This is a genomic window from Ruegeria arenilitoris, from assembly GCF_013032855.1.
Taxonomy (GTDB): domain Bacteria; phylum Pseudomonadota; class Alphaproteobacteria; order Rhodobacterales; family Rhodobacteraceae; genus Ruegeria; species Ruegeria arenilitoris.
In genome coordinates this window covers 100485-123712 of record NZ_WQDA01000004.1, presented here as the reverse complement: position 1 = coordinate 123712, position 23228 = coordinate 100485, and the positions used below count along the sequence as shown (strand labels likewise).

Annotated in this window: 21 protein-coding genes; 9 read left to right on the top strand and 12 right to left on the bottom strand. The window is 63.7% G+C overall.

The genetic code is table 11. The annotated features are described in order from the left end of the window. Positions 1 to 69: 69 nt before the first annotated feature. The 3 genes from GOW72_RS14180 to GOW72_RS14170 all read right to left on the bottom strand — a co-directional run bounded on the left by GOW72_RS14180 (position 70) and on the right by GOW72_RS14170 (position 3587). The gene (locus GOW72_RS14180; protein ID WP_425328548.1) at positions 70 to 2049 is read right to left on the bottom strand and encodes a bifunctional 2',3'-cyclic-nucleotide 2'-phosphodiesterase/3'-nucleotidase; all 1980 of its coding nucleotides are present in this window, start codon (positions 2047 to 2049) and stop codon (positions 70 to 72) included. Between the two features lie 223 nt (positions 2050 to 2272). After that, on the bottom strand, positions 2273 to 2992 hold the full coding sequence (locus GOW72_RS14175; protein ID WP_170367273.1) for a glutathione S-transferase family protein: 720 nt from the start codon (positions 2990 to 2992) through the stop codon (positions 2273 to 2275). Further along, positions 2979 to 3587: an NAD(P)H-dependent oxidoreductase gene (locus GOW72_RS14170; protein WP_170367272.1), complete on the bottom strand. Its 609-nt coding sequence runs from the start codon at positions 3585 to 3587 to the stop codon at positions 2979 to 2981. The genes GOW72_RS14175 and GOW72_RS14170 overlap by 14 nt, the downstream gene beginning before the upstream one ends. A gap of 128 nt (positions 3588 to 3715) precedes the next feature. On the opposite strand from GOW72_RS14170, the gene GOW72_RS14165 reads away from it, so the two are divergent. After that, a complete protein-coding gene (locus tag GOW72_RS14165) occupies positions 3716 to 4081 on the top strand; it encodes a winged helix-turn-helix transcriptional regulator (protein ID WP_170367271.1) in 366 nt (121 codons plus the stop codon). Between the two features lie 4 nt (positions 4082 to 4085). Here GOW72_RS14165 and GOW72_RS14160 read toward each other — a convergent pair whose 3' ends face one another. Beyond that, entirely contained in the window at positions 4086 to 5099 is a 1014-nt protein-coding gene (locus GOW72_RS14160; protein ID WP_170367270.1) for a LacI family DNA-binding transcriptional regulator, read from the bottom strand. A gap of 246 nt (positions 5100 to 5345) precedes the next feature. Here GOW72_RS14160 and GOW72_RS14155 point away from each other — a divergent pair, with 246 nt between their 5' ends. The 6 genes from GOW72_RS14155 to GOW72_RS14130 all read left to right on the top strand — a co-directional run bounded on the left by GOW72_RS14155 (position 5346) and on the right by GOW72_RS14130 (position 11217). Continuing rightward, a complete protein-coding gene (locus GOW72_RS14155) occupies positions 5346 to 6614 on the top strand; it encodes an ABC transporter substrate-binding protein (RefSeq protein ID WP_170367269.1) in 1269 nt (422 codons plus the stop codon). Between the two features lie 104 nt (positions 6615 to 6718). Beyond that, a complete protein-coding gene (locus GOW72_RS14150) occupies positions 6719 to 7564 on the top strand; it encodes a carbohydrate ABC transporter permease (protein ID WP_170341551.1) in 846 nt (281 codons plus the stop codon). Beyond that, positions 7561 to 8400, top strand: coding sequence for a carbohydrate ABC transporter permease (locus tag GOW72_RS14145; RefSeq protein WP_170341552.1), 840 nt, complete (start codon positions 7561 to 7563; stop codon positions 8398 to 8400). Before GOW72_RS14150 ends, GOW72_RS14145 begins: the two co-directional genes overlap by 4 nt. Before the next feature lie 21 nt (positions 8401 to 8421). After that, positions 8422 to 9462 carry an ABC transporter ATP-binding protein gene (locus GOW72_RS14140; protein ID WP_170367268.1) on the top strand — a complete coding sequence of 347 codons (1041 nt, stop codon included), beginning with the start codon at positions 8422 to 8424 and terminating at the stop codon, positions 9460 to 9462. Between the two features lie 10 nt (positions 9463 to 9472). Further along, positions 9473 to 10750, top strand: coding sequence for an amylo-alpha-1,6-glucosidase (locus GOW72_RS14135; RefSeq protein ID WP_170367267.1), 1278 nt, complete (start codon positions 9473 to 9475; stop codon positions 10748 to 10750). A gap of 44 nt (positions 10751 to 10794) precedes the next feature. Next, positions 10795 to 11217, top strand: a complete 423-nt coding sequence (locus GOW72_RS14130; RefSeq protein ID WP_170365799.1) for a GNAT family N-acetyltransferase — start codon at positions 10795 to 10797, stop codon at positions 11215 to 11217. A 17-nt stretch (positions 11218 to 11234) separates the two neighbouring features. Here GOW72_RS14130 and GOW72_RS14125 read toward each other — a convergent pair whose 3' ends face one another. Genes GOW72_RS14125 through GOW72_RS14110 form a run of 4 tightly spaced genes read right to left on the bottom strand, consistent with a single transcriptional unit; the run spans position 11235 to position 15395 of the window. Continuing rightward, the gene (locus GOW72_RS14125; protein ID WP_170367266.1) at positions 11235 to 12218 is read right to left on the bottom strand and encodes a glycosyltransferase family 4 protein; all 984 of its coding nucleotides are present in this window, start codon (positions 12216 to 12218) and stop codon (positions 11235 to 11237) included. Positions 12219 to 12232: 14 nt separating this feature from the next. Beyond that, positions 12233 to 13219: a glycosyltransferase family 2 protein gene (locus tag GOW72_RS14120; RefSeq protein WP_170367265.1), complete on the bottom strand. Its 987-nt coding sequence runs from the start codon at positions 13217 to 13219 to the stop codon at positions 12233 to 12235. A 20-nt stretch (positions 13220 to 13239) separates the two neighbouring features. After that, positions 13240 to 14160 carry a glycosyltransferase family 2 protein gene (locus tag GOW72_RS14115; protein WP_170367264.1) on the bottom strand — a complete coding sequence of 307 codons (921 nt, stop codon included), beginning with the start codon at positions 14158 to 14160 and terminating at the stop codon, positions 13240 to 13242. After that, complete coding sequence (locus GOW72_RS14110) at positions 14157 to 15395, bottom strand: oligosaccharide flippase family protein (RefSeq protein ID WP_170367263.1); 1239 nt, start codon at positions 15393 to 15395, stop codon at positions 14157 to 14159. The genes GOW72_RS14115 and GOW72_RS14110 overlap by 4 nt, the downstream gene beginning before the upstream one ends. Before the next feature lie 195 nt (positions 15396 to 15590). Here GOW72_RS14110 and GOW72_RS14105 point away from each other — a divergent pair, with 195 nt between their 5' ends. Beyond that, a complete protein-coding gene (locus GOW72_RS14105; protein ID WP_170365790.1) occupies positions 15591 to 16820 on the top strand; it encodes a polysaccharide biosynthesis/export family protein in 1230 nt (409 codons plus the stop codon). Here the strand turns inward: GOW72_RS14105 and GOW72_RS14100 are convergent. The 4 genes from GOW72_RS14100 to GOW72_RS14085 form a co-directional block, all read right to left on the bottom strand. Then, positions 16810 to 19368, bottom strand: a complete 2559-nt coding sequence (locus GOW72_RS14100) for a hybrid sensor histidine kinase/response regulator (protein WP_170367262.1) — start codon at positions 19366 to 19368, stop codon at positions 16810 to 16812. The two genes, GOW72_RS14105 and GOW72_RS14100, sit on opposite strands and share 11 nt — an antisense overlap. Positions 19369 to 19429: 61 nt before the next feature. Next, entirely contained in the window at positions 19430 to 19930 is a 501-nt protein-coding gene (locus GOW72_RS14095; RefSeq protein WP_244952438.1) for a putative pterin-binding protein, read from the bottom strand. A 100-nt stretch (positions 19931 to 20030) separates the two neighbouring features. Then, positions 20031 to 20918: a UTP--glucose-1-phosphate uridylyltransferase gene (locus GOW72_RS14090; protein WP_170367261.1), complete on the bottom strand. Its 888-nt coding sequence runs from the start codon at positions 20916 to 20918 to the stop codon at positions 20031 to 20033. A 21-nt stretch (positions 20919 to 20939) separates the two neighbouring features. Then, positions 20940 to 22313, bottom strand: a complete 1374-nt coding sequence (locus GOW72_RS14085; RefSeq protein ID WP_170367260.1) for a WecB/TagA/CpsF family glycosyltransferase — start codon at positions 22311 to 22313, stop codon at positions 20940 to 20942. 253 nt (positions 22314 to 22566) lie between these two features. On the opposite strand from GOW72_RS14085, the gene GOW72_RS14080 reads away from it, so the two are divergent. Further along, positions 22567 to 23181, top strand: coding sequence for a response regulator transcription factor (locus GOW72_RS14080; RefSeq protein ID WP_170341595.1), 615 nt, complete (start codon positions 22567 to 22569; stop codon positions 23179 to 23181). Positions 23182 to 23228: the final 47 nt, after the last annotated feature.

The window sequence follows — 23228 nt, the reverse complement described above, 5'->3', positions numbered from 1 at the left end:
GGCCCTCGGCCCCCAAGCCAAATGAAAAGGGCGGCCAGATTGGCCGCCCGATCCGATGTCTGTCGCCAGTCAGAGCGTAATGCGGAAGGCCGCGAAACCGTCGGCCCCGTCGCCTGCATCTTCCAGCGCCAAACCTTTGACGTCGCTGATGTAATCGCGCGCCTTGGGACCGGTTTCGAACAGAACGGTGGTCTCGCCCAGCGGTGCGAAGGACCAGTTGCCGTCGGCCTTGGGGTCGATCGTGCCCTGTTCGACGATATAGCGCACGATCACGTCGCGGTTGGTGTCGGGGGCCTCGAACACGATGGTGTCGCCCATCGCCCCCGGGAACGATCCGCCGCCCGAAGCGCGGTAGTTGTTGGTGGCGATGATGAACTCCATGTCGTCGGTCACCGGGGCACCGTCGAACTGCAGGTTCACGATGCGCGCCGCGTCGGGGTTGATCTCTTCGCCTTTCGGCCCAAAACGCGAGGGCTGTGACAGGTCGATCTTGTAGGTCACGCCGTCGATCACGTCGAAATTGTAGGACGGGAATTCGGGGTTCAGCAGCAGCGCATCCTTGGCGCCCGGCTTGATCTGGTTGAACATCCCGGCCGAACGCTCCAGCCAGCCGCGCAATTGCGCGCCGTTCACGCGAACCGCGCGCACGGTGTTGGGATAGAGATACAGATCGGCCACGTTCTTGATCGCCACATCGCCTACCGGCACGTCGGTATAGTATTCCGGGCCACCCCGGCCACCGGCCTTGAACGGCGCCGCGGCCGACAGGATCGGCAGGCCCTCATGTTCGGTGCCTTTCAGCATCTCCTCGACATACCATTTCTGCGCGATAGACACGATCTGGACCGACGGATCATCGGCCACCAGCGCGAAATAGCTGTGCAGCGGCGCCGAGGTCTTGCCCACCGCGCGGCGCACATAGGCCAGCGTTTCCTCGTGATCCTGCGCGACCGAGGCCAGCACCTTGGGGTCGTCCTCGACCAGCGCGGTGATCGAGCGGTCTTCGTTGCGCTTCGAGATCGGCCGCGCCTCGGAGGTGGTGGTAACCACGCGCCATTCGTTGCCGTCGCGTTCCAGCAGCAGGTCGAGCACGCCCAGATGCGACCCCCAGAACCCGCCCATGACGGCCGGCTTGCCCATCAGCGTGCCCTTGTCCACGTCAACTCCGGCACGGTCGGCGAAGGTGGGCGAGGGGAAGACCAGGTGGTTGTGCCCGGTCACAAGCGCGTCGATGCCATCGACCCCGGCCAGCGGGACCGAGGCGTTCTCCATCCCGTCCGCGTGATCGGCCGCGCCGATGCCCGAATGCGACAGGGCCAGGATCAGATCGCAGCCTTGCTCTTTCATCTCGGGCACATAGGCTTTGGCGGTCTCGACGATGTCGCGGGCCTGCACGTTGCCTTCCAGGTGGCGGCGGTCCCAGTTCATGATCTGCGGCGGGGTGAAGCCGATGACGCCGATGCGGATCGGCTGCTTGCTGCCATCGCCCAGCTCGATCTCGCGATCGAGGATGACATAGGGCTGCACCAGTGTCTTGTCCGCGCGGGTGTTTGCGCCCTGTTCCTTGGCGATATTGGCCAGCACGATCGGGAACTGCGCCCCGGCCAGCGATTTTTCCAGAAAGCTCAGGCCATAGTTGAACTCGTGGTTGCCCAGCGTCGCGGCATCATAGCCCAACGTGTTGAACGCGTTGATGATCGGGTGGGTGTCGCCGTCGTTCATGCCACGCTCGTAGGCGATGTAGTCGCCCATCGGGTTGCCCTGAAGAAAGTCGCCATTGTCGACCAGCATCGAGTTTGTGGCCTCGGCCCGGATCTGGTTGATGATCGAGGCCGCGCGCGACAGGCCCACTGTATCGCGCGGCTTGTCGGCGTAGTAGTCATAGGGAAAGACGTGAACGTGAATGTCGGTCGTTTCCATGATCCGCAGATGCGCCTGGTTGCTTGCGGCGGCGGCGGAGAACGGGTGCAGGGAAACCATGGCGGCGCCAGCCGTGGTGGTGGCCAGGAATTGACGCCGCGACATCGCGAATTTGCTGGATAGGGTCATGAGGCACCTCTCGAAATAATTGGGTCGACGCATCATCTGAACGTTTATGACGACAATGATGTGACAGCGCGGCCCGAGGGGATCACCCGGCGCGCCGATGGTTCAGACTGACCGCTTTTGACACCCGAGTAAAGCGTCCTCCCGGCCATCGACCTGCGCGCGGGCGGTGCGGCGCCCAAGGTGCTGTGGTGCGGGCCCGGGCTAGGGAGCCCGGGCCGCGGCCTCAGTCCTTTTTCACGTCACCGGCAAACCGCGCGGCGTTCTCCCGCGCAAAGGCGCTGGCATCAGCCGAGGCATCCCAGAACTGGGGATTGGCCTTGGGAATGGTCAGCGCCTTCTGAACTGCGGGGCGGGCACCGATGCGGTCGAACCATGCGTTCAGATGCGGAAGACCATCGACCTGAACCCGCGCCCAGACATAGGCCCGCGCCCAGGGGTACAGCATCATGTCCGCGATCGTGTATTCATCCGCAGCAATCCAGTCGCGCCCATTCAAGCGATCATTCATCACCTCCATCAGGCGGCGGCTTTCGTCCACGTAACGGCGGATCGAGAACGGTTCGGTATGGCCATTGGGGGCGGCAATGTGCTGGAAATACATGGCCTGGCCCATCATCGGACCCACATGCCCGACCTGGAACAGCATCCACTGCATCACCTCGGACTGCTGCACCGGATCTGAGGGCAGGAACTGACCGTATTTCTGCGCGAGGTGCCACAAGATTGCGCCGCTTTCGAAAATCGCGCGACCTTCGGCCCGGTCCTCGATCACCGGGATCTTGCCATTGGGGTTCAGCGACAAGAACGCGGGCGACTTTTGTTCCTGTTTGGAAAAGTCGATGGGCGTCAGGTCGTAGGGTACGCCTGCCTCTTCGAGGAAGATCACCGGTTTGTAGCCATTCATCGTGGCCGCGGTGTATAGGTGGATGTCAGGCCGCGACATGCGCGATCTCCTCGAAATGCTGCTTCAGATGCGCGTCGAACCGCTTAAAATCCTGTTCGATCCGGGGGTTCTTCATCACGTCGAAGGCCGCGAAGGTGTGCAGAGGTTGCATCGCCAGAAACTTGGCGTTCAGGTGCATGGGCCACAGCAGGTCATCGACGCTGGCCCCTGCAAAGAACGGCTCGGCGGGGTTGTCGAACGCCTCGCGCGGAGCGTTGAAGGTGACCGACAGCATGTATTTCGTTCCGTGCAGCAGGCCACCGGTGCCGTAATTGGCCTTGGGCGCCTCGGCGGTCCGGCCGTCGCCGGCCAGCAACCGGCCGTCCATGCCCGCGGTGTACACCTCGTCGAGGTACTTTTTGAACACCCACGGTACACCCATCCAATTCACCGGAAACTGCATGATGACCACATCCGCCCAGACATGGGCGTCGATCTCGGCATTGATGTCGTATCCTTCGGCAACCGTGGTCACGCGCACCTCGTGGCCCATGCCGGTCAGCGCGTCCTGCGCCCGTTGCACCAGCGACGCATTCAGGCGGCCAGGTGCGAATTCATAAGGCTGCGTACCGTTCACGATCAGGATCTTGCTCATGTCCATATCCTTGGTTTTGAAACTGCTTGCCCCTTGACTTCGGTCGGGGTGAAACCGAACTTGAGAACAGTGGTGAGAAATTACAACCAGTTTACTTTTTGTAACCTGCTACTGGACTGGAGAAGGCGATGCGTGCCCGTATCGAACAGGACGACCAAGGCAAGCGGCAAGCGGTGTATGCGTGCCGCGAACCATGCCCCATCGAACGCGGCATGCGGATCATCGGCGGCAAGTGGACCGGGTCGATCCTGTGGCACCTCAAAGACGAGCCGGTGCGATTCAATGACTTGGCCCGGATGATCGGTGGCGCCAGCAAAAAGATGATCGCCGAACGCTTGCGCCAATTGGAGCAACAGGGCCTGGTGCACCGCCAAGTGCTCGAAACCTCACCGGTTTCGGTGCAGTACTCCGTGACCGACCGTGGACGCACCGCGCTGGGTTTTCTGGACGAGCTGCGGAAGTGGAGTGAGACCTTGCCGGATACGCGCGCCTGACTCGTCAGCGGTCCTTCTGCAGCGGCCCCGTGGTTTCCCGTGCGATGAACCGGGCTGAAACTTCGGACACGATTACCGGCATGTCAGGGTCTTTTATCCTGTCCAGCAGAGTACGTGCGAGCTTGCGGCCCAACCGCTTTGGCGAAACCGCCATGGTACTGAGCGCGGGAATTGCGACCGAGGCATCCTCGGTATCGTCAAATCCAACAATCGAAACATCCCGCCCCGGCTGCAACCCAGCCCGCATCAGGCCGAAACACGCCCCCAAAGCGACCATGTCGCCATTGCAGACCACCGCCGTGACCTCAGGATGGGCGTCGTGCAATTTCAGCATCTCCTGCATACCCGCACGCTTGGTGTCAGGTGAGGGCCAGATGATCGGCGGCCCCAAAGACAAGTCCTGCAGCGTACGCTCATACCCGGCTATGCGCTGCTTTCGAACGGGGTTCATGCCGATGCCGCCGAAGAATGCGATGTGCCTGTGCCCCAGTTCCGCCAGGTGATTGGTCGCGGTCGCGGTCGCTTCGGCATTTCTGATGCCCACATGATCAAAATCAGGGCTGACATGGCGCAGAAAGGTCACCGTGGGCAAACCATGCGTGCGCAAGAGTTGAAGGGTTTCTGACGTGGTCTCCAGCGCAGGCACCCACAGCAGGCCGCCGCGCCCGTTGCGGATGAAATCCCGCAATTGCTTGCCCTGCCGGTCCGCGTCGTCGCGCGTGTCCAAGATCGAAACCAGATACCCCTCGGCCTCCAGCAACTCGACCGCGCCGCTGACGACTTCGGCATTGAACGGGTTTGCGAACTGGTTCAGAACGAATCCGATTTCCCGGTTCTCGCCTGATCGCATCGACGCCGCCCGCGAGTCCGTGACATAGTGCAAGGCCTCGGCCGCCTGCAGCACTTTCTTACGGGTCTGCTCGGAAATCCGCCCAGTGCCGCGCATCACCTGGCTGACCGTCGGGATCGAGACTCCGGCGGCTTTGGCGACACTGGCGAGGGTGGGTTTGGCGGGCATTTCTCGGACTTCTGATATATCGTTGCATCATCAAAATGCCCAACTCACTAGGGCATTGCAACGAGCAATTCCCACAACTTACTAAAGTTCGGGCCAATCGATTGGAAAATATTCATTGACGGAAGATATATCGTTATACCATGCTAATGACATCGCCTGGGGTGAGTCGCCACACGACAAGCACAGCAAACCGACCCCACCGGGCAGAACGGGCAAAAGGCCCAATCGAAACTCTGGGAGGAGTCCATGTCAATTCAATCCAAGCTGGTCGGTGCCGCATCCGGCCTTGTTCTGGCCCTGGTCACAAACGTGGCGCAGGCCGAGGTTCTGTTCTGGTCGACACAGGCCAAGCCGGTCGAAGAGGCGCAGGCCATGCGCGAACAGGTTCTTTCAGGCTTCGAGGGTGGCGTGGATTACCAGCCCAATGACGGCGGCCCCTGGCTGACGCGTCTGCAAGCCGAATTGCAGGCCGGCTCGGGCACGATCGGCGTTCTGGGCGCGCTGCATGGTGATTTCTCGGCCATGAACCCCGATGACCTGGTCGACCTGGATGATCTGGGCATCGCCTCGGCCTCGGACACGTTCAACGAACTGGCGACGCTGGGAGCAGGCAGCCTGCAATACATCCCCTGGATGCAGGCCAGCTATATCATGGCGGCCAACAAAGAGGCGTTGCAGTACCTGCCCGAAGGCGCAGACATCAATGCATTGACCTATGACCAGCTGATCGAATGGGCCGCCAACGCCCATGAGGCAGCGGGCGAGCCGAAATTCGGCTTTCCGGCCGGGCCCAAGGGCCTGAAGCACCGCTTCTTCCAGGGTTATCTGTATCCGTCCTATACGAACGGCGTGGTGCGGACCTTTGCCAGCGACGATGCGGTGACCGCGTGGGAAAAATTCCGCGAGCTGTGGACGCATACCAACCCGGCCTCGACCAACTTCTCGTTCATGCAGGAACAGCTGTTGTCGGGCGACGCCTGGATCGTTTTCGACCACACCTCGCGTCTGGCGCAGGCCTTCAACGAGCGGCCTGATGACTTCGTGGCCTTCCCGGCCCCGGCGGGCCCGACCGGGCGCGGCTTCATGCCGGTTCTGGCTGGGGTTGCGATCCCCAAAACCGCACCGGACATGGAAGCGTCCAAAGCTCTGGTTGCCTACATGATGAAGCCGGAAACCCAGATCGCCACGCTGCGCGCGACGAACTTCTTCCCGGTCGTCGCGGTTGACCTGCCCAACGACCTGCCGCCAGCCGTAAAAGCCGCAGGTGACGCGGTCGCCAAAATGAGCGGCTCGGCCGACGCCAACCCCGGGCTGCTGCCCGCGGGACTGGGCGACAAGGGCGGTGACTTCAACCGAGTCTATACCGATGCGTTCGAGCGGATCGTGCTGGCCGGTCAGGACATCCGCACCGTGCTGGACGATCAGAAAGGCGCGTTGCAGGCGATCATGCAGGAGACCGGCGCGCCCTGCTGGGCTCCGGATGCACCCTCGGACGGTCCGTGCCCCGTCGAATAAGGGTCTGACCCGATCCTGACACCGGGCTTGACGCAGGCCCGGTGTCCCCCCCCGAACTCTTTGCCCGAAACCACCGGAACTTCCGCCAGGAAAGGAGCGATCTGATGAACGCTCGAGTGTTGCCCTATGTGCTGATCCTGCCTGTGACGGCGTTTCTGTGCCTGTTCTTTCTGTATCCTTTCGTCCTGGTCGCCAAACAGGCTTTCAACACCGGCGACGGATTCACGCTGGACAATTTCCGACAGGTGGTAGGGTACTGGAAATTCCCGATCTCGCTGCAGAATACGCTGCTGCTGGCGGCAGCGGTGGTTCCGGTGCAACTGGCGCTGGCGCTGCTGATGGCCACGATGGTCAACAAGATGCAGCGAGGGCGCGACCTGGTGCTGTATGTCTGGACCATCCCACTGGGTATCTCGGATCTGGCCGCGGGCATCATCTGGCTGGCGATCTTCGAACAGTCGGGCTTCCTGAACTCCATGCTTTCTGGGCTGGGCGTAGTGGACCGGCCGGTGAATTTCCTCAGCTATCAGCACCCCGGCGTGGTGTTCCTGGCCATCGCCCTGGCCGAGATCTGGCGCGCCACCGCGATCATGCTGGTCATCCTGGTCGCAGGGATCGGCCTGATCCCCAAGGAATATTACGAGGCGGCCGAGGTCTTTGGCGCCTCGCCCTGGAAACGCTTCACCCGCATCACGCTGCCGCTGCTGCGCCCGTCGCTGCAAACGGCACTGGTGCTGCGCGTGATCCTGGCCTTCGAGGTCTTCGCCGTGGTGCTGGCCCTGGGCGGCACCCTGTTCCCCGTCCTCATGAGCGAAACCTACGCCTATCAGTTCGACCTGCTTGACAGCGGCGCGGCGGCGGCGATGGCGCTGATCATCCTCGCCATCTCGATCGGGTTCACCCTGATCATACTGCGCGCCCTGCGTGTCCCGAAAGGAGCCACGATATGACAACCGTCACGACCGATGTCGCCGCGCCCGATACACGCCGGGCCGGACGCTATGTCTACATCGCCGCGGTGGTGCTGCTGTGCGCCTGGGTGCTGGTGCCGCTGTATTTCCTGCTGATCAACACGCTGTCCTCGCCGGAAACGGTGAACAGTTTTCCCAAGCCCTTCATCCCCGAATTCGACCTGGGGAGCCTGGGGTTCTTTGCAGGCTTCGCGGGCATCCTGACCGCGCTCAAGAACTCGATCCTGGTGGCGGGGCTGACGATGATCATGTCGATCCTGATCGGCGCGCCGGCGGGCTATGCCCTGTCCCGGTTCGACTTTCGCGGGAAAGAGGCGTTCCGCCTGCTGATCCTGCTGACCCGCGCCTTTCCGCTGCCGCTGCTGGCACTGCCCTTGGCGGTGATGTTCATCCAGACCGGGCTGGATGACACGGTATTCGGCCTGTCGCTGGTGCACACCACGTTGGCCATCCCGTTTGCGGTGCTGATCACATTCTCGCTGTTTTCCGGCATCCCGCTGGAACTGGAAGAGGCCGCCTGGACGCTGGGCTGCACCCGGCTGACCGCCTTCACCAAGGTGGTGCTGCCGTTGATCCTGCCGGGGATCACGGCCTCGGCCATCTTCGCCTTCGTGATCTCGTGGAACGAGGTGTTCGCCGCCGCCGTCCTGACGATCGAGAACCGGACCCTGACGGCCTTTTTGCTGCAGAACCTCGACACCTCGCCGCTGCATCTGAAATTCGCGGGCGGTTTCATCCTTGTCGTTCCGGCACTGATCTTCATCTTCGCCGTGCGCAAATACCTGTTCGCCATGTGGGGCATCGCCAACCGCTGACAGCCCCAAGGAGTTGGAATAATGGCAGAAATTCAAATCAAGAATGTCGCGAAACGCTTTGGCAGCTACCAGGCGCTGCACGACATCAACCTGACCATCCGAGACCAGGAATTCATGGTTCTGCTGGGGGCCTCGGGCTGCGGCAAGACCACGCTGCTGCGGATCATCGCCGGGCTGGAGACCGCGACCGAGGGCGAGGTCTGGATCGGCGGGCGCCGGGTGGACCACCTGCCGCCCAAGGATCGGGGCATCGCCATGGTGTTCCAGAACTATGCCGTGTTCCCGCATCTGACCGTGTTCGAGAACATCGGGTTCGGCCTACGGATGCAGAAACTGCCCAATGACGAGGTCAAACGCCGGGTCGAGCGCACAGCGGGCCTGATGCATATCGACCAGCTGCTGGGGCGCTATTCCGGCGAGCTGTCCGGCGGTCAGCGCCAGCGCGTCGCCGTAGCCCGCGCCCTGGCGATGGAGCCGGACGTGATCCTGATGGACGAGCCGCTGTCGAACCTGGACGCACTGCTGCGGATGGAGATGCGGGCCGAGCTCAAAGGCGTTCTGGCCGAAAGCAACACCACCGCCATCTATGTCACCCACGACCAGGTCGAAGCCATGAGCATGGCCGACCGGATCAGCGTGATGCATCAGGGCAAGATCGTTCAGGCGGCCTCGCCGATCGAGGTCTACCGCAACCCGGCGGCCGAGTTCGTGGCCGGATTCATCGGCAATCCGCCGATGAACTTCCTGCCCGCCACTCCGACCAGAGACGGCAAATGGACAGTCGCGGGCCAGATCCTCGACGGGCCGTCCCGGACCACGCCGCTACATTTCGCCATCCGCCCCGAGGATCTGCGCCCGGCCGACACGGGCCTGGCCGCCACGGTCAAGGTGGTCGAACCGTTGGGCGCGCACCTTCTGGTCACCTGCAGCGTGGATGGCGCCCTGTTCCGCGCGGTTCTGGACAGCGATCTGACCGTCCGCCACGGCGACACCCTGACCCTGGCCCCGCAGCCCGACCGGGTGCGCTGGTTCGACCCCGAAACAACCCTGGCCGTGACCTAAGGAGCGCGCAATGAAACAGGATCTGATCGAACAGGCCCGCGCCGTTCTGGCCCGAAACGACCGGGGCGACTACACGGTGCCCACCCACGGCCTCTATCCGTTCCAGTGGAACTGGGACAGCGCGCTCAGCGCCCTTGGGTTCTCGCATTTCGACGAAGCCCGCGCCTGGCGCGAAATCGAGACCTTGTTCCGGCATCAGTGGGATGACGGCATGGTGCCGCACATCATCTTTCACGAGATGAATGACGGCTATTTCCCGGGGCCGGACGTCTGGGCCACGGGCCACGCGGTTCCCACCTCGGGCATCACGCAACCGGCGGTGGCTGGGTTCGCCGTGCGGCGGATCCATGCGCGGGCGAAGAACCGGGCGCTGGCCGATGCGCAGGCCCGCGCCCTACTGCCCAAGATTCATGCCTGGCACCAATGGTTCTACACGAACCGCGACCCGCAGGGCACCGGACTGGTCGCCATCATCCACCCGTGGGAATCGGGGCGCGACAATTCGGTCGATTGGGACGCGGCGCTGGCCCGGGTCCCGACCGAGGGCGTGGCCCCGTTCCAGCGTCGTGATGTGGCCCACGCCAACCCGGCGCACAGGCCGACTGATGAAGAATACCGCCGCTATATCTGGCTGGTACAACATTTCCGCGACCTTGGCTGGGATAATTCCAAGCTGCATGACGCCTCGCCGTTCCGGGTCGTGGACCCGGGATTCAACGCGATCCTGATCCGCTCGTGCCTCGACCTTGCCGCGCTGGCCGACGACCTGGGCGAAGCCGAGATCGCAAGCGCCTCACGCGCCTTTGCGCAGGCAGGTATCGCGGCGATGGACGCCCTGTGGAGCGAAACCCACGGGCAATATCTGTGCTTTGATCGGGTCACCGGGGCGCTGATCGACAGCCCCTCGATCGGCGGCTTGTTGGGGGCGTTCTGTCCCATCCCCGAGCACCGCGCGCAGGCCATCGCCCAGCGGTTGGACGCCATCGGAGCCGCAGTTCCGTATCTGGTGCCCAGCCACGACCCGGCGGCCCCTGAATTCGACGGACTAAGGTACTGGCGCGGGCCGGTCTGGCTGATCGTGAACTACATGATCGCCGATGGTCTGAAACGCGCGGGCCAGACCCGGATCGTGCAGCGGATCGTCGACGACAGCCTGCGCCTGATCGAGCAAAGCGGCTTTGCCGAGTATTACGACCCAGTCACTGCCGAACCCTGCGGCGGCAGCAGCTTTACCTGGACGGCCGCGATGGTGATCGAGATCCTGAACGCGGAAACCACCCCGGCATGAGCGGCGCGGCACCGGTCCCCACGCAACGGGCATGGGCCTGACCGATGGCGGGGCCGTCCATTCTTTCCGCCCCCGGTCAGGCGGACTGGGTCGAGCAAGCCCTTCTTGCGGAATTGCGGACAACCGCGCCGCAAGGGGTCAATGCCAGCATCACGCTGATTGCACAGGACGGTGCGGGCCGGGTTGGCGGCCTGCATGGCGCCACCTCCTATGGGTGGCTGCTGATCAAGACCTTATGGATCGACCCGGCCCATCGACGCCGCGGTTTGGGTCGGCAGTTGCTGGACCACGCCTTTGACGAGGCGCGCCGACGCGGGTGTCATTCTGCGTGGCTGGACACATCCAACCCGGCCGCCACACGGTTCTATCAGGCTTCGGGCTTCGAGCCCTTTGGTCGCCTGGCCAACACGCACACGCAAAACCCGCCCGGACATTGCCGCTGGTTCTTGTGGCGCCCCTTGCCGTAGCCGTGGCCACGCCGCCCTCACAACCGTTTGGCCGGGTCGAACACCTGCTGCCACCGCTGTGCATAGCGGGATCTATCAGCCTTGGGCGCCAGGACGGGAACCACCGGAGGCGTACCCGCCAGAATCGCCTCGATCGATTTGCGCCACGCCTTGGGATCGGACCCGCACGGGATCACGCCGCTTGCCCCGATCCGGTCACGCAGACCGTCGACCATGCTGACGATGACCGGACGCCGCGCCGCGCGCGCCTCATCCGCCACCAGCCCGTAGGCCTCCCATCGCGAGGGCATCGCCACCACGTCCACGACCCGATAGGCTTCGGCCGGGTCGTCGGCGTGGCCCCGAAACTCGATCCGCCGGTCTCCTGCGGCCAAGGCTGCAAGGCGGTCGCGCTGGCTGCCTTCGCCAAAGATCACAAGCCGCGCATCGGGGTTGGGGCACATGCGAAACCCTTCGATCAGCAGATCGAAGCCTTTCTGCGGCTCGAGCCGTCCGATCGCACCGATGACCCGGGCCGCCTCGACCGGCCCGGCTGCGCGCGCAACTGCGCTCAGGTCAACCTGCGGCGAGATCACGCTCAGCTTGGATGCGGGGGCCAATCGACGTTCGGCCATCCAGCCGGCCTGCGCCTTGCTGACGGCGATAACCTGATCGAACAACGAATAGGTCACGCGCAGCATCGCAAAGAACCGCCGCTTGTGCGGCACGTTCAAGGCGGTGAAAGACCGGGTATAGCTGTGTTCGACATGCACCAGCCGCGTGGTGGGATGCATCGCCCGCAGGGCCGAGAACGCCGGCAGGCAACGCCAGCCGGGGGCGATGTGGCACACAATGACATCGGCGTCGAAACTGCCCCAGCTGAAGGCGGTCCGCTTGACCGGGCGAACCTCTTGGTGGACTTCGTCGGCCAGTTCGGGCAGCTGCGCAAGATGGTCGAGCATACGCATGACCCCACCGGCCGTGGTGTCATCAACAAGGTGAAGAACGGTGATCTTGGACATTTGGAAACCTCGGTTCAGATGGAAGTCTGGCGGCGCATGAGGCGACCGGCTTGAACAACAGGCGCTGGCCCGACCGCGCGCAGGGCTGCGGCCGCGATGATGGTGGTCAACGTTTTGGCGGGTTCTTCGATCACGGGCAGGGCGCTGGTTGAAACCGACCGCTGCGCAAGCTCCCAGGCCTTGTGCGCATCCAGATTGCTGACCGCGCGGCGGGCAAGATAGCGCAGCTGATAGGCGCGCGCCGCCGCCTCGTGCCGGGCAAAGAATTCGGGGTTCAGCGGACGCAGCTTGTCAACCATCCGCTCCCACGCCTGCAACTGCCGGTCCAAGGCCGCCGACAGGCCGGTCGCATGGATTCGGTAGCGGGTCAGCAACCCCGGTACGCCTCCGATTTGCCAATCCGTCGTCAGCATCAGCCGCAGCCAGCATTCGATGTCCTCGGACTGGCGAAAGGTTTCGTCAAAGACCCAGTCGCGCTTGGTTTCGAACGCCGGTCGGTAGGCCAGATCGAGCAAGGCGGATTTGCGCATCACCGCTGCTGATCCATTGCCGATCGGGTTGCGTTTCAGGACATGTGCCGCCGTCACGTCCCGCAGACGCGGCGACTGGCGGACGCGCATCAACCGACCACCCTCGTCAATCATGGCACTGCCGGAATAGCTGATCGCAACGTCAGGTTCGGCCTGCAGGTGGCGCACATGGGTGGCCAGCTTTTCGGGCAGCCACAAATCGTCGGCGTCACAGAAGCCGACGAAATCTCCCCGCGCGGCCGCGATGCCGGTATTGCGCGCCCCGGCGAGGCCGCGGTTTTCCTGCCGGATCACCCGCACTTTTGGGTCGGTCGCATGGGCGCGGGCAATGGCGTGGGTTTCGTCCTGCGAGCCGTCATCCACGATGATGATTTCGAAATCATCATGGGTCTGCGACAGAAGCGAGGCCAGAGTCTCGGCCAGGGTCGCGGCGGTGTTGTAGGCGGGAACGATGATGGATGCCTGGGGCATTTTGGGTCTCCTGGTTGGGATCAGCGGGCAAACAGCGCTTGACGGATCGGGCGGGGCAGGGCGGGGGCCAGTGCCGCGCCAAGTGCAGTGGGTACACCGCGGCGGATTGGGTTGAGAAAGCTGCGCGCGCTCAGCGCCAGTCCGGCGCGGGCATAGGCGCGGGCCATCGACGGTTCCGCGCCCAGACGCAGCGCGCGCCGGGCCAGATACCGCAAATAGATCGCCTCGGACGCGGGCGACGGCGCGACGCCGTAGCGGGCCGCCGTTGCAACCGCCCGTGCGCGCCCGGCCCGCATCGCCTCGAGGTCCGAAGACAGACCGCTGCCGCTGGTCCGGTACCAGACCTGCAGGCGATCAACCCCGGTGATCACGTGGCCTTCGCCCGCCAAGCGGATCAGCAGCTCGAGATCTTCGTTGTGGACCGCTGCCGGGCTCAACCCGCCGACGGCAGCGAACACCTGGCGGCGCACTGCAAGGTTCGACATCGTGCACACCGCATTTTCCGCCAGCAGGTCCGGAATGGTCAGGGGATCGGTGGGAACCGTCGAGCGCGTCGGACAATCGCCGGGGGTTTCGGAAAAGAACCCGATCTGGCCAAAGGCCGCATCAATGCTGGTATCCGCAAACAACCGGTCCAGTTGGGCCAACTTGTGGGTGACCCACAGGTCATCCGCGTCGCAGAACGCGAGGATGTCGCCCGAGGCCACTGCCGCACCATGGTTGCGCGCAGAGCTGGGACCGCGATTAGGATTGGCCTCAACCCGCACCCGGGTGTCCCGCGCGCAGAATTGCCGGACAACTTCGGTCGTCTGGCGCGAGGGCTTGTCGCCCACGCAGATGAGTTCGAAATCGGCAAAGCTCTGCCCCAGCAGGCTGTTCAGGGTGGCCGCAATGGTTGCCGCGTCATTGTGGAAGGGAACGATGATGGAAAACCGCGTCATTGGGCGCGTGCCTCCTGGGTGATTGCAGAACCCCGCGGCAGCAGCGCCCAGGATGCGGCCAGCATGATGGCGGTGCAGGTGCAGACATACCCGACGGCGACGGGCATCAGGCCCAGCGGCGCCATCAGGGCGGTATTCGCGATCAGGCCCACGGCCAGAACCGTGCTGACCCGCAATTCCGTGACGGGGCGGTTTTCCGACCGCAGCCATCCGGCGACCGCCGACCAGATCACCGTCGGCAGGGCCGCCAGGCACAGAACCGACACCACCGGGGCGATCTCGGCCCAGCCCTGTCCCAGAAGCAGCGGCACATAGACCGGGGCCAATGCCGCCTGCAGCAAAACCAGCGGCGTCAGGATCAGCAGCGACAGGCCCAGCCCGTGGCGCAGCGCCCCATGCTTGTCCTCGGCCGCGCACAGATGCGGGAACAGAACGACCGAGAAGGCTTGCGTGAAGGAAGTGGCCAGCCCAAGCCCCGCATTGAAAGCCATGAAATAGATGCCAAGCGCCTCTGCGCCCATCATCGCGCCCACCACCAGCTTGTCTGCCTGCAGGCGCAGAACCTTGACCAGTTCGACGCCCAGAACGGCCCAGCCGTAGACCACGAAAGGTTTCAAGGCTGCAAACCCGGCCTGACGATCAGGCGACCACCGACGCAGGCGGCGCATCAGCACCAGCCAGACAGGTGCAGTCAGCAGGCGCGGAAGGACCAGCGCCAGGGGCGAAGCCCAGACCACCGCCAGCAGCGCCGTCAGGGAGTTGGCCCCCACGACTTGCCCGCCGGCGATCGCGGCGGTCTGCTGCAGCTTGCCCTCGCGCATTGCCAGTGCGGCCTGAACCAGGCCCGCCGGCATGAACAGGTATTCCCCGGCCAGCACCGCCAGCAGCATCGCCAGCATGGTGTGGCCCATGATGAACAGCGCCGCCGCGACCGCCAGTTGCAGCAGGCACAGCCCCGCGCACCAGACCCAGAAGATGCGGTGCGCCGTGTTGCACCGCCGCGCCAGCTCCTCGGACGGAGCCTGAATGATACGCTGGTTCACCCCATTCTCGGTCAGCGCCTTGAGGATGTCGCCCGCCGCCAGAGCTGCTGCGGCCAGACCGATCGCTTCGGGGCTGAGGGTACGGGCAACGGCCACCACGACGACCAGGCGCGACGCCTTGGCCGCCACTTCGGAGGCGGTGTAGGCCAAAAGATGCTGTAGGAAGCCTGATCGTGCAAAGCTGTGCGTCATGACGCCGTTATCCCGAAAAACAGTTGTTGGTTCTGTTGTACGGGTGGCTAGGGTCTGTGTCCCGGACGCGGTCGGACGGGGCAGGGGACCGTTCGGAGAGGGACCTATCCGAATGGGACAAACCGCCATCCCGATGCCGGACTGACGCAGGGCGCGCGGCGCGGTTTATCTTCTGTGACAGATCAGGAGATGAAAATGACCATGAATTTCAAGACCTTCCTTATTACGGCCGTCAGCGCCTCGACCCTGCTGGGGTGCAGCAGCATGCAGACCCCGCGCAACATCGAAGCCGTATCGCGCGGCGAAAGTTATCAGGCGCAATATCGCGAACCCGGACGTCGGCGGGGCGATACGCAATTACTGCAGGCCGCCGCGATGAACGGCCAGACCTGCATGCCGCAGGCCGGCGATCAGGGCGCAAATGCCTATGCGAAATGGTCGCAACCGGCGCTCAGCCCCTTGCTGGGCGAGAAACTGTCGCGCAACGACATGGTCCAGATCACCATCGAAGGGGACGACCTGCTGAGCGACGCTTATGTCGTTTCGCGTGACGGAGACCTCAAGCTGCCCTACCTGCCGCCCGTGCGCGCCCAGGGCCGCACCACCGAGCAGGTCGAACAAGAGGTGGCCCGCGTTCTGGTTGCGGCCCAGTTCTATGACATCGAACCCCGCGTGACCGTGCGAGTCAGCGATTTCGCCTCAGTGACAGTGGGTGTCCGCGGCGCGGTGTTCGAGCCGCACTCGGTCGAGATCGGCGGAGTTCCGGGCGACTCCCTTGACCGTCGGCGCCAGGGCGCACTGGGGGCCTCGACCGAGGGGCGCAACCTGTCGGTGGCGCTGCGGGCCGCGGGCGGGGTGCGGCCGGATGCCGATCTGTCAGCGGTCGAACTGCACCGCCAGGGGCGCATCTATCGCATGGATCTGCGCGGCGTGTTCGAAGGATCGGACCCGACCGACATCATGCTGCTGACCGGCGACCAGATCGTGGTCAACAGCCGCGGCTGCTTCCAGGACGCGCTGATGCGCCCCAGCCCGATCAGCCCGCCCGGCGTGACGCTATACATGTCGAACCTGACCCAACCGGCCGCGGGCAATGCAGAATCCGCCATCGGGCGCGACGTGCGTGAAGTGCCTTATGGCACCCGTTTCCTGCAGGCCGTGGTCGACAGCAACTGCGTCGGCGGGTCGAAGACGACAAACGCCAACCGCAGCGCAGTGTTGTTCACGCGCAACCCAGTGACCGGGTCCTCGGTCGTGATCGAGCGCAATATCGAAAAGCTGCTGCGGCGCGGAGACCGTGACGACTTCGACCCCTATGTTCTGCCGGGTGATGCCGTGGCCTGTTACGACAGCAAGGTCACCGGAGTGACCGAAATCGCCCGGTCGCTGGGCATCGTCGGGGCCGCCGCGCTGCTCATCCCTTGATCGCACCGGGGGCGGGCAACACAGCCTTTGCCCGCTCCCAAACCTCGGGCAGACCGTTCAACAGAAGGGCGACCTGCTGACGTTCTGCTGATTTTGCGGCCATCTCGATCGCAATCAGCGCATCGCGGAACCCCATCGCACCAAAGGTCGCCGCGCTTCCCGCCAGCCTGTGACACTCCTGCGCGACCTGGTCCAGATCTGCTTCACCGGCCTCCAACTGGGCAAGCTGAGCGACGACGGCATCCCCTTCGGACAGGTATTTGGCAAGCAACCGGTCAAAGACGTCGGCGCCGAGACTGGCGCGCAGATCGCCGATATGATCCGTTTCCTCCTCGGACCGGGTCGAAGCTCCGAGGTTGGTGACCACCGACAAGGCCTTGCGCAAGGCATCCAGGGCAATCGGCTTGCCGACAAAGGCGGTCATACCGGCGGCGCGGAACGCGTCGACCGCATCAGGCAGCACGTTGGCCGAAACGGCAATGATCGGTATCTCTGCCGAAGGCCCGCCCCCGCTGCGGATGTGGCGCGTGGCCGTCGGACCGTCCATGACCGGCATGCTGATATCCATCAGGATCACGTCGAACCGATGCGCAGCCGCCGCGTCCACGCCCAGTTGGCCGTTCTTGGCAACCGTCACCCGGTGACCGTCCAGTTTCAGCATGTTGCAGATCACCTCGCGGTTGATCTCGTTGTCTTCCACCACCAGCACGTCCAACGGCTGGACGTGCTGAACCTCTGGCTGGTCGCTGTCAACGTTGGCGTCCAATTCCGCGTCCTGCAGCGGCAGACGAACCCAGAATACACTGCCCTCGCCGGGTGTGCTTTCAACGCCGATCTCTCCGCCCATGGCCTCAGCAAACCGACGTGCGATGCCCAGGCCCAGACCGGTGCCCCCGGTGGCCCGACCGATGCTTGGATCGCTGGTGTGAAAATCATCAAAGATGACGTCGACCTCATCCGGGCCGATACCGATACCCGTGTCGATGATGCGGAATTCAAAGATGTTGACGCCTGCAGCGGGGCCAGGCTCGGTTACTTCGACCTCGATCGAGATCCGACCGTTTTCGGTGAACTTGATGGCATTGCCCACAAGGTTCAGAAGAATCTGCCGCAACCTTTGGGCATCGGCGGCAACGCAGGGGCGCGCCTCGCCCACCCACTGCCAAGAGATGGAGTTCCCACGCGAGGCAGCGTTGCCGCTTTGACCGTCCACAATCTCTTGCAGGATGTCGTTCAGGTTAGAGGGCTGCAACGCCACCGACAGTTTCCCGGCCTCGAACCGGGCGATGTCCAGAACGGTGTCGACGTGGCTCAGGAGGATCTGGCCCGAGATTTCCATGTTCTCGACAAACCGTGCCTGTTCCCGGGTCGTGCGGGTGTTTTTCAGCAGCGTGAGGTTGCCCAGCAGCCCGTTCAGCGGCGTGCGGATCTCGTGGCTCATCACGGTCAGGAAATCGGCCTTGGCCTTTTCGCCGGCAAGGGCCTGGTCGCGGGCATGGATCAGTTCCTGCTGCGCCGCCACCTGCTGCGAGATGTCGCGGACAAAGCCGATGACGATTTCCTGATCGCCTGCCCGGGCCGATTGCAGCGCCAGTTCGACCGGGAACTGCTCGCCATCCGCGCGCATCGCTTCCAACTGGACACGGCCTTTGCCGACGACATGACGTTCTCCACCAGACTGCATTCGCACCATGCCGGCGCGATGTGCCTCACGCAGATGCGGCGGCACGATCAGGTCACCGATCGAGCGCCCCCGGGCCTGATCCGCCGTATAGCCGAATATTGCCTCGGCGGCTGGGTTGAACTCGATCACGTCGCCCTTGGCATCGACCACGATCACCCCGTCCAACGAGGTGGAGAGGATCGTGTTCATCCGTTCATTCGCCTGCCGCAGGGCCCGGCCGCGCCGCGTGGCGCGCCGGTTGACCACCAGAAGATAGGCACTGACGGCGCCCAGGGTCAGAAGCAAGGCCCCCGACAGAATAGCCAACCGCAGCAGGTTTGCCGCCGTCTGGGTGCGCTGCTGGTCTGACTCGGTGGCAAAATACGAGATGCCCGAAACGGCCAACGTGCGGACATGCGGACCGATCTCAAGGGCCGCGCGTTTCAGATCGTCCAGTTGTTCGGACAGCTTGGCATCCGGCGCGTCGATCAAGGGGATTGCGGCGTTCAGGTGCCGGGTCACCCGCTCCAACGGCAGGCGGAACCGGTCATCCTGGCGCAACGGCTGGAACACACGGGATTGGGCCAGTGTATCGACACGGCTGTAAAACAGATCGAACCGCCGGCGCACCAGATCCAACGTGCCATTTTGCGCGTCCTGCGCCGCCGACGCGGTTTCCAGAGCGTTCAGGTAGGACAGATAGTCGACCTCGACCTGCGACAGCGTCCATTGGACATTGTCCGAAGGCGCCGCTCGCCGGTCGTTGAAATCGGTAAACACCTGCGCCGACAGCCACGCCACCGTGACCAGACCCAACAAAACGCCGAAGCCGATGAGCCCGAAGACCCATCGGCGGCGCAAAACGTGCGTATCGGTATCGCTCAATCCGAGCCTCATCGATTGTTCACTGCACTTTACTCATTACTGCACTCATTCCGGTTGCAAGCTATTTGACGACCTCGAGACGATCGAGTTGCCAGATGCTGCGCGAATAGGTCACCTCGGTCTGGTATTTCGGGTCGCTGTCATAGGGGTAGACGATCCACAGCGGGCCCTTCTGCCGGCGTGACATCTCGGCACCGTTCATTTCGTAGGCCACGATCGGAGCACTTTCTGTGACCGAATCCATCGGGATTTCGACCGCATAGTCGTTGATCGCCGTGGCACGAATCATGCTGCCAGCTGCACCGACTGCCTCCATCACCACCGACAACGGCACGCCGACGAAGGTGTTCTCACCTTCGGTCCAGATCGTCGAGGTCGCAAAAGTCCGCGCGGGCAAGGCTTTCAGCATGTCCATGTCGAACCGCGCTCCATCCTCGGCTCCGGACTGGGTCAGGTTGCCGGTGATCGTCAGAACCACGTCTCCGGTGGGTTCGGCCAGATCCTGGGCCTGTGCCTGGCCCAAGGTCAGAATCATTGCCAGGGCTGCAAGTAAAATCCGCATTTCATTCTCCTAGTGTCCAACTGCACAAGATCAGAAAGCGTGACCGGGCAACAGTCGGGCATCGGGATAAGCACCTATCCAAACGGATAGGTGCCCGCCGTTACGCGGCCGGGCGCAGGTGGCCCATGCGCTGTGCCATGATCCGCTCAAACCCTTCGCGCAGCTCTGACCGCTGCAGGGCAAAGACCGCGGTGGCCTCAAGATATCCGGCGACCGACCCGCAGTCGAAGCGTTCACCCGCGAAGGCGTAGCCCGAGCAGCCAGCGGTTTCGACATCCGCAGCGATGGCGTCGGTCAGCTGGATTTCATTTCCCGCACCCGGTGCCTGGCCGGCCAGTCGATCAAAGATCGACGGCTGCAGGATATACCGCCCGACGATGCCGTAGTTCGACGGCGCCTGCTCGGGGCTGGGCTTTTCGACCAGGCCGCGCAGCTTTTGCACACGCCCGGCCTGCAGGGCGATATCGACGACGCCGTAGGACCCGATCCTGTCGGACGGCACGGATTGGGTCGCAACCATGTGGCCGCTTTGGTCACAATAGCTTTGAACCATCTGTGACAGGGCCGGGCGTCGGGCGCTGATGACGTCATCGGGCAGGATCACCGCAAACGGCTCGTTGCCCACGCACTCGCGCGCCAGCGACACCGCATGGCCCAATCCACGGGGCGCGTCCTGCCGGACAAAGCAGTATTTGCCATCCTCCAGATCGGCGCAGCGCAGGTTGTTCAAAAGCTCGGTCTTGCCACCATCCTTCAACTTGCGTTCAAGCGCCGTATTCCGCCCGAAATAGGCCTCGAGCGCGGTTTTCTCGGGTGACGTGATGAAGATGAACTCTTCGATACCGGCCGCGCGCGCCTCGTCGACGGCATATTGGATCAGAGGGCGGTCGATCAGGGGCAGCATCTCCTTGGCCACGGTCTTGGTCGCGGGCAGAAACCTTGTGCCCAGTCCGGCGACGGGAAAGACGGCTTTGCGAATCTTGGTCATATCAATTCTCCTTGGGTTTTCTCAGTAGGCGCCGCGACCGGACACGACGGCCCGCATGGTCATGGCAATCAGCATCAGATCCAGAAGGGCCGAGCGGGACCGTACATAGGCCGTGTCCAGATCGATCATTCGGTCAAAGTCGATGGCGGCCCGGCCCGACACCTGCCACAGGCCGGTGATCCCGGGGCGGACGGCCAGGCGTTCAAGCGCGCGGGGCGGGTATTTGGCGACCTCCTCGGGCAGGGCAGGGCGCGGTCCGACGATCGACATGTCGCCCTTCAACACGTTGAGGATCTGCGGCAGCTCATCCAGCGAAAAGCGGCGCAGAACCTTGCCCACCCGCGTGACACGCGGATCGTGACGGGCCTTGAAGCACACGCCTGCGCGGTCGGACTGCGCCAGCAGGCTGGCCCTTTGCGCTTCGGCGTCGGTGGTCATCGAGCGGAACTTGTAGACGGTGAAAGGCACCCCGTTCCTTCCCACCCGTGCCTGCCGGAACAGGGCCGGGCCGCGGCTGTCCAGCCGGACAAAGGCGGCAATGGCCAGCATCGGCAGGGCCAGAACCGTCATGGCCGCCAGCGCGACGGTCAGGTCAAGAATACGGCTGGGCGTCAGCCCGCCAAGAACCTGGGCGACGCACCGTCCCAGAAATTCGAAATTTCCGATCAGATAGCGGCGGGCCATGCGGCGTGGCTCCATCGCCAACCGCCACGCCCATTCCATCCGAACCCGCCGTACGATCCCGGGCGCCCGCCGGACGTTGCCCGCCAGAAAGTCGAACAACGCGCCGACACCCAGCACCAGGTTCGGGTTCAGCCGTGCGCGGTGCCGCGCAATCCACAGTTCTTGCAACGGAACGCCCATGGCCACCAGCAGGATGTCTGCGCCGGACTGGTTGATCTCGTCCAAGGCTTCGTCCGTCCGTTCGATGCCCCCAAACCCGTCGCGGCAACCGGCAATCCTCAGGCCGGGCGCCATGTCTTGCAGGCGCGCTGCCGCGGCCTGTGCGGTGCCGGGCGTTCCGCCCAGCAGATAGACCGTCTGGCCCAGCTTGGCCGCGCGCCGGACCAGGCGCGGGACAAAGTCGGTTCCGTTCAAGTTCTCGGCCAGGTGTTCGCCCTGCATCGCGGCGGCAAGCTCGACCCCGATCCCGTCGGGCAGGACGAGGTCGGCTTGCGTCAGGGCTGCTCGATATTGGTCATTCTTTGCCCGAACATTTGCGCAATGGGCGTTCAGGAAAAAGACGGTCCGGCGGTGACCATCCAAAAGCGTGGTGATGACCGGCCCGGATTCTGCATTCACCACCGGTTGCCCGAGGATTTCGGTGATCGGCAGCGCGGTGCCGGGCGTGGTGTGTGCGCCGTCGAAAAGGGCGTGAGCGGCTTGAAAGTGCATGGAACTCTCCGAACATGAACTGAACTGTTGCTCTGAACCTGCCCGTTGTGCCCGCACTGCAACAGACGAGCATCGGGAGAGCGCGCGGAGAAATCGGCTGACTGACACGGCCCGGATGCGGAACCGCGCGGACATCCGGCCAGCTGCTCCTATCCGATCGGGTATCTGCCTGTCCGTTCGGTAGGCTTCACCGCCAATCATCAATGGTTTATTAACCTTTTCAGGTCTGGGTGGAGGCACATGGAGTTCATTGATGAAAGTTCTTATCGCCGACGATCACGAACTGGTTCTGGACACGCTCGTCGCCTTCATCGAGGCCGCGGGCGGGATCGAACCCACCACGGCACCGGATTTTGCGACCGCAAAGGCCAAGATCGAATCCGAAGGTCCGTTCGATCTGGTTCTGCTGGATCTGAACATGCCCGGCATGAACGGGCTGAGCGGTTTGGAAACCTGCATTGGCATGGATCGCGCGCGGCATGTGGCGCTGTTCACCGGCGATGCCTCGCGCGATCTGGCTGAACGTGCGCTCGAGCTGGGGGCAGCCGGGTTCGTGCCCAAGACCCTGCCGGCCAAGTCTCTGGTAAACGCCATCCGTTTCATGGCCATGGGTGAGCAATATCTGCCCGTCGGTTTCATGAGCGCCGAGCAACCGAACGACACCCACCCGATGGCCAAGAAACTGACCGAGCGCGAGCGCCAGGTCCTCAAAGGTCTGACCGAGGGCAAGTCGAACAAGGAGATCGCCCGCGATCTGGACCTGTCCGAGCCCACGATCAAGCTGCATGTGAAAACGCTGTACCGCAAAGTGGGTGTCAGCAACCGTACTCAGGCCGCGATGGCCGCGCGCGAGGCGGGCCTGTTCTGACCCGCGCCCATCCTTTCGGATAGGGGGCCTGTCCCAACCCGCCCCGG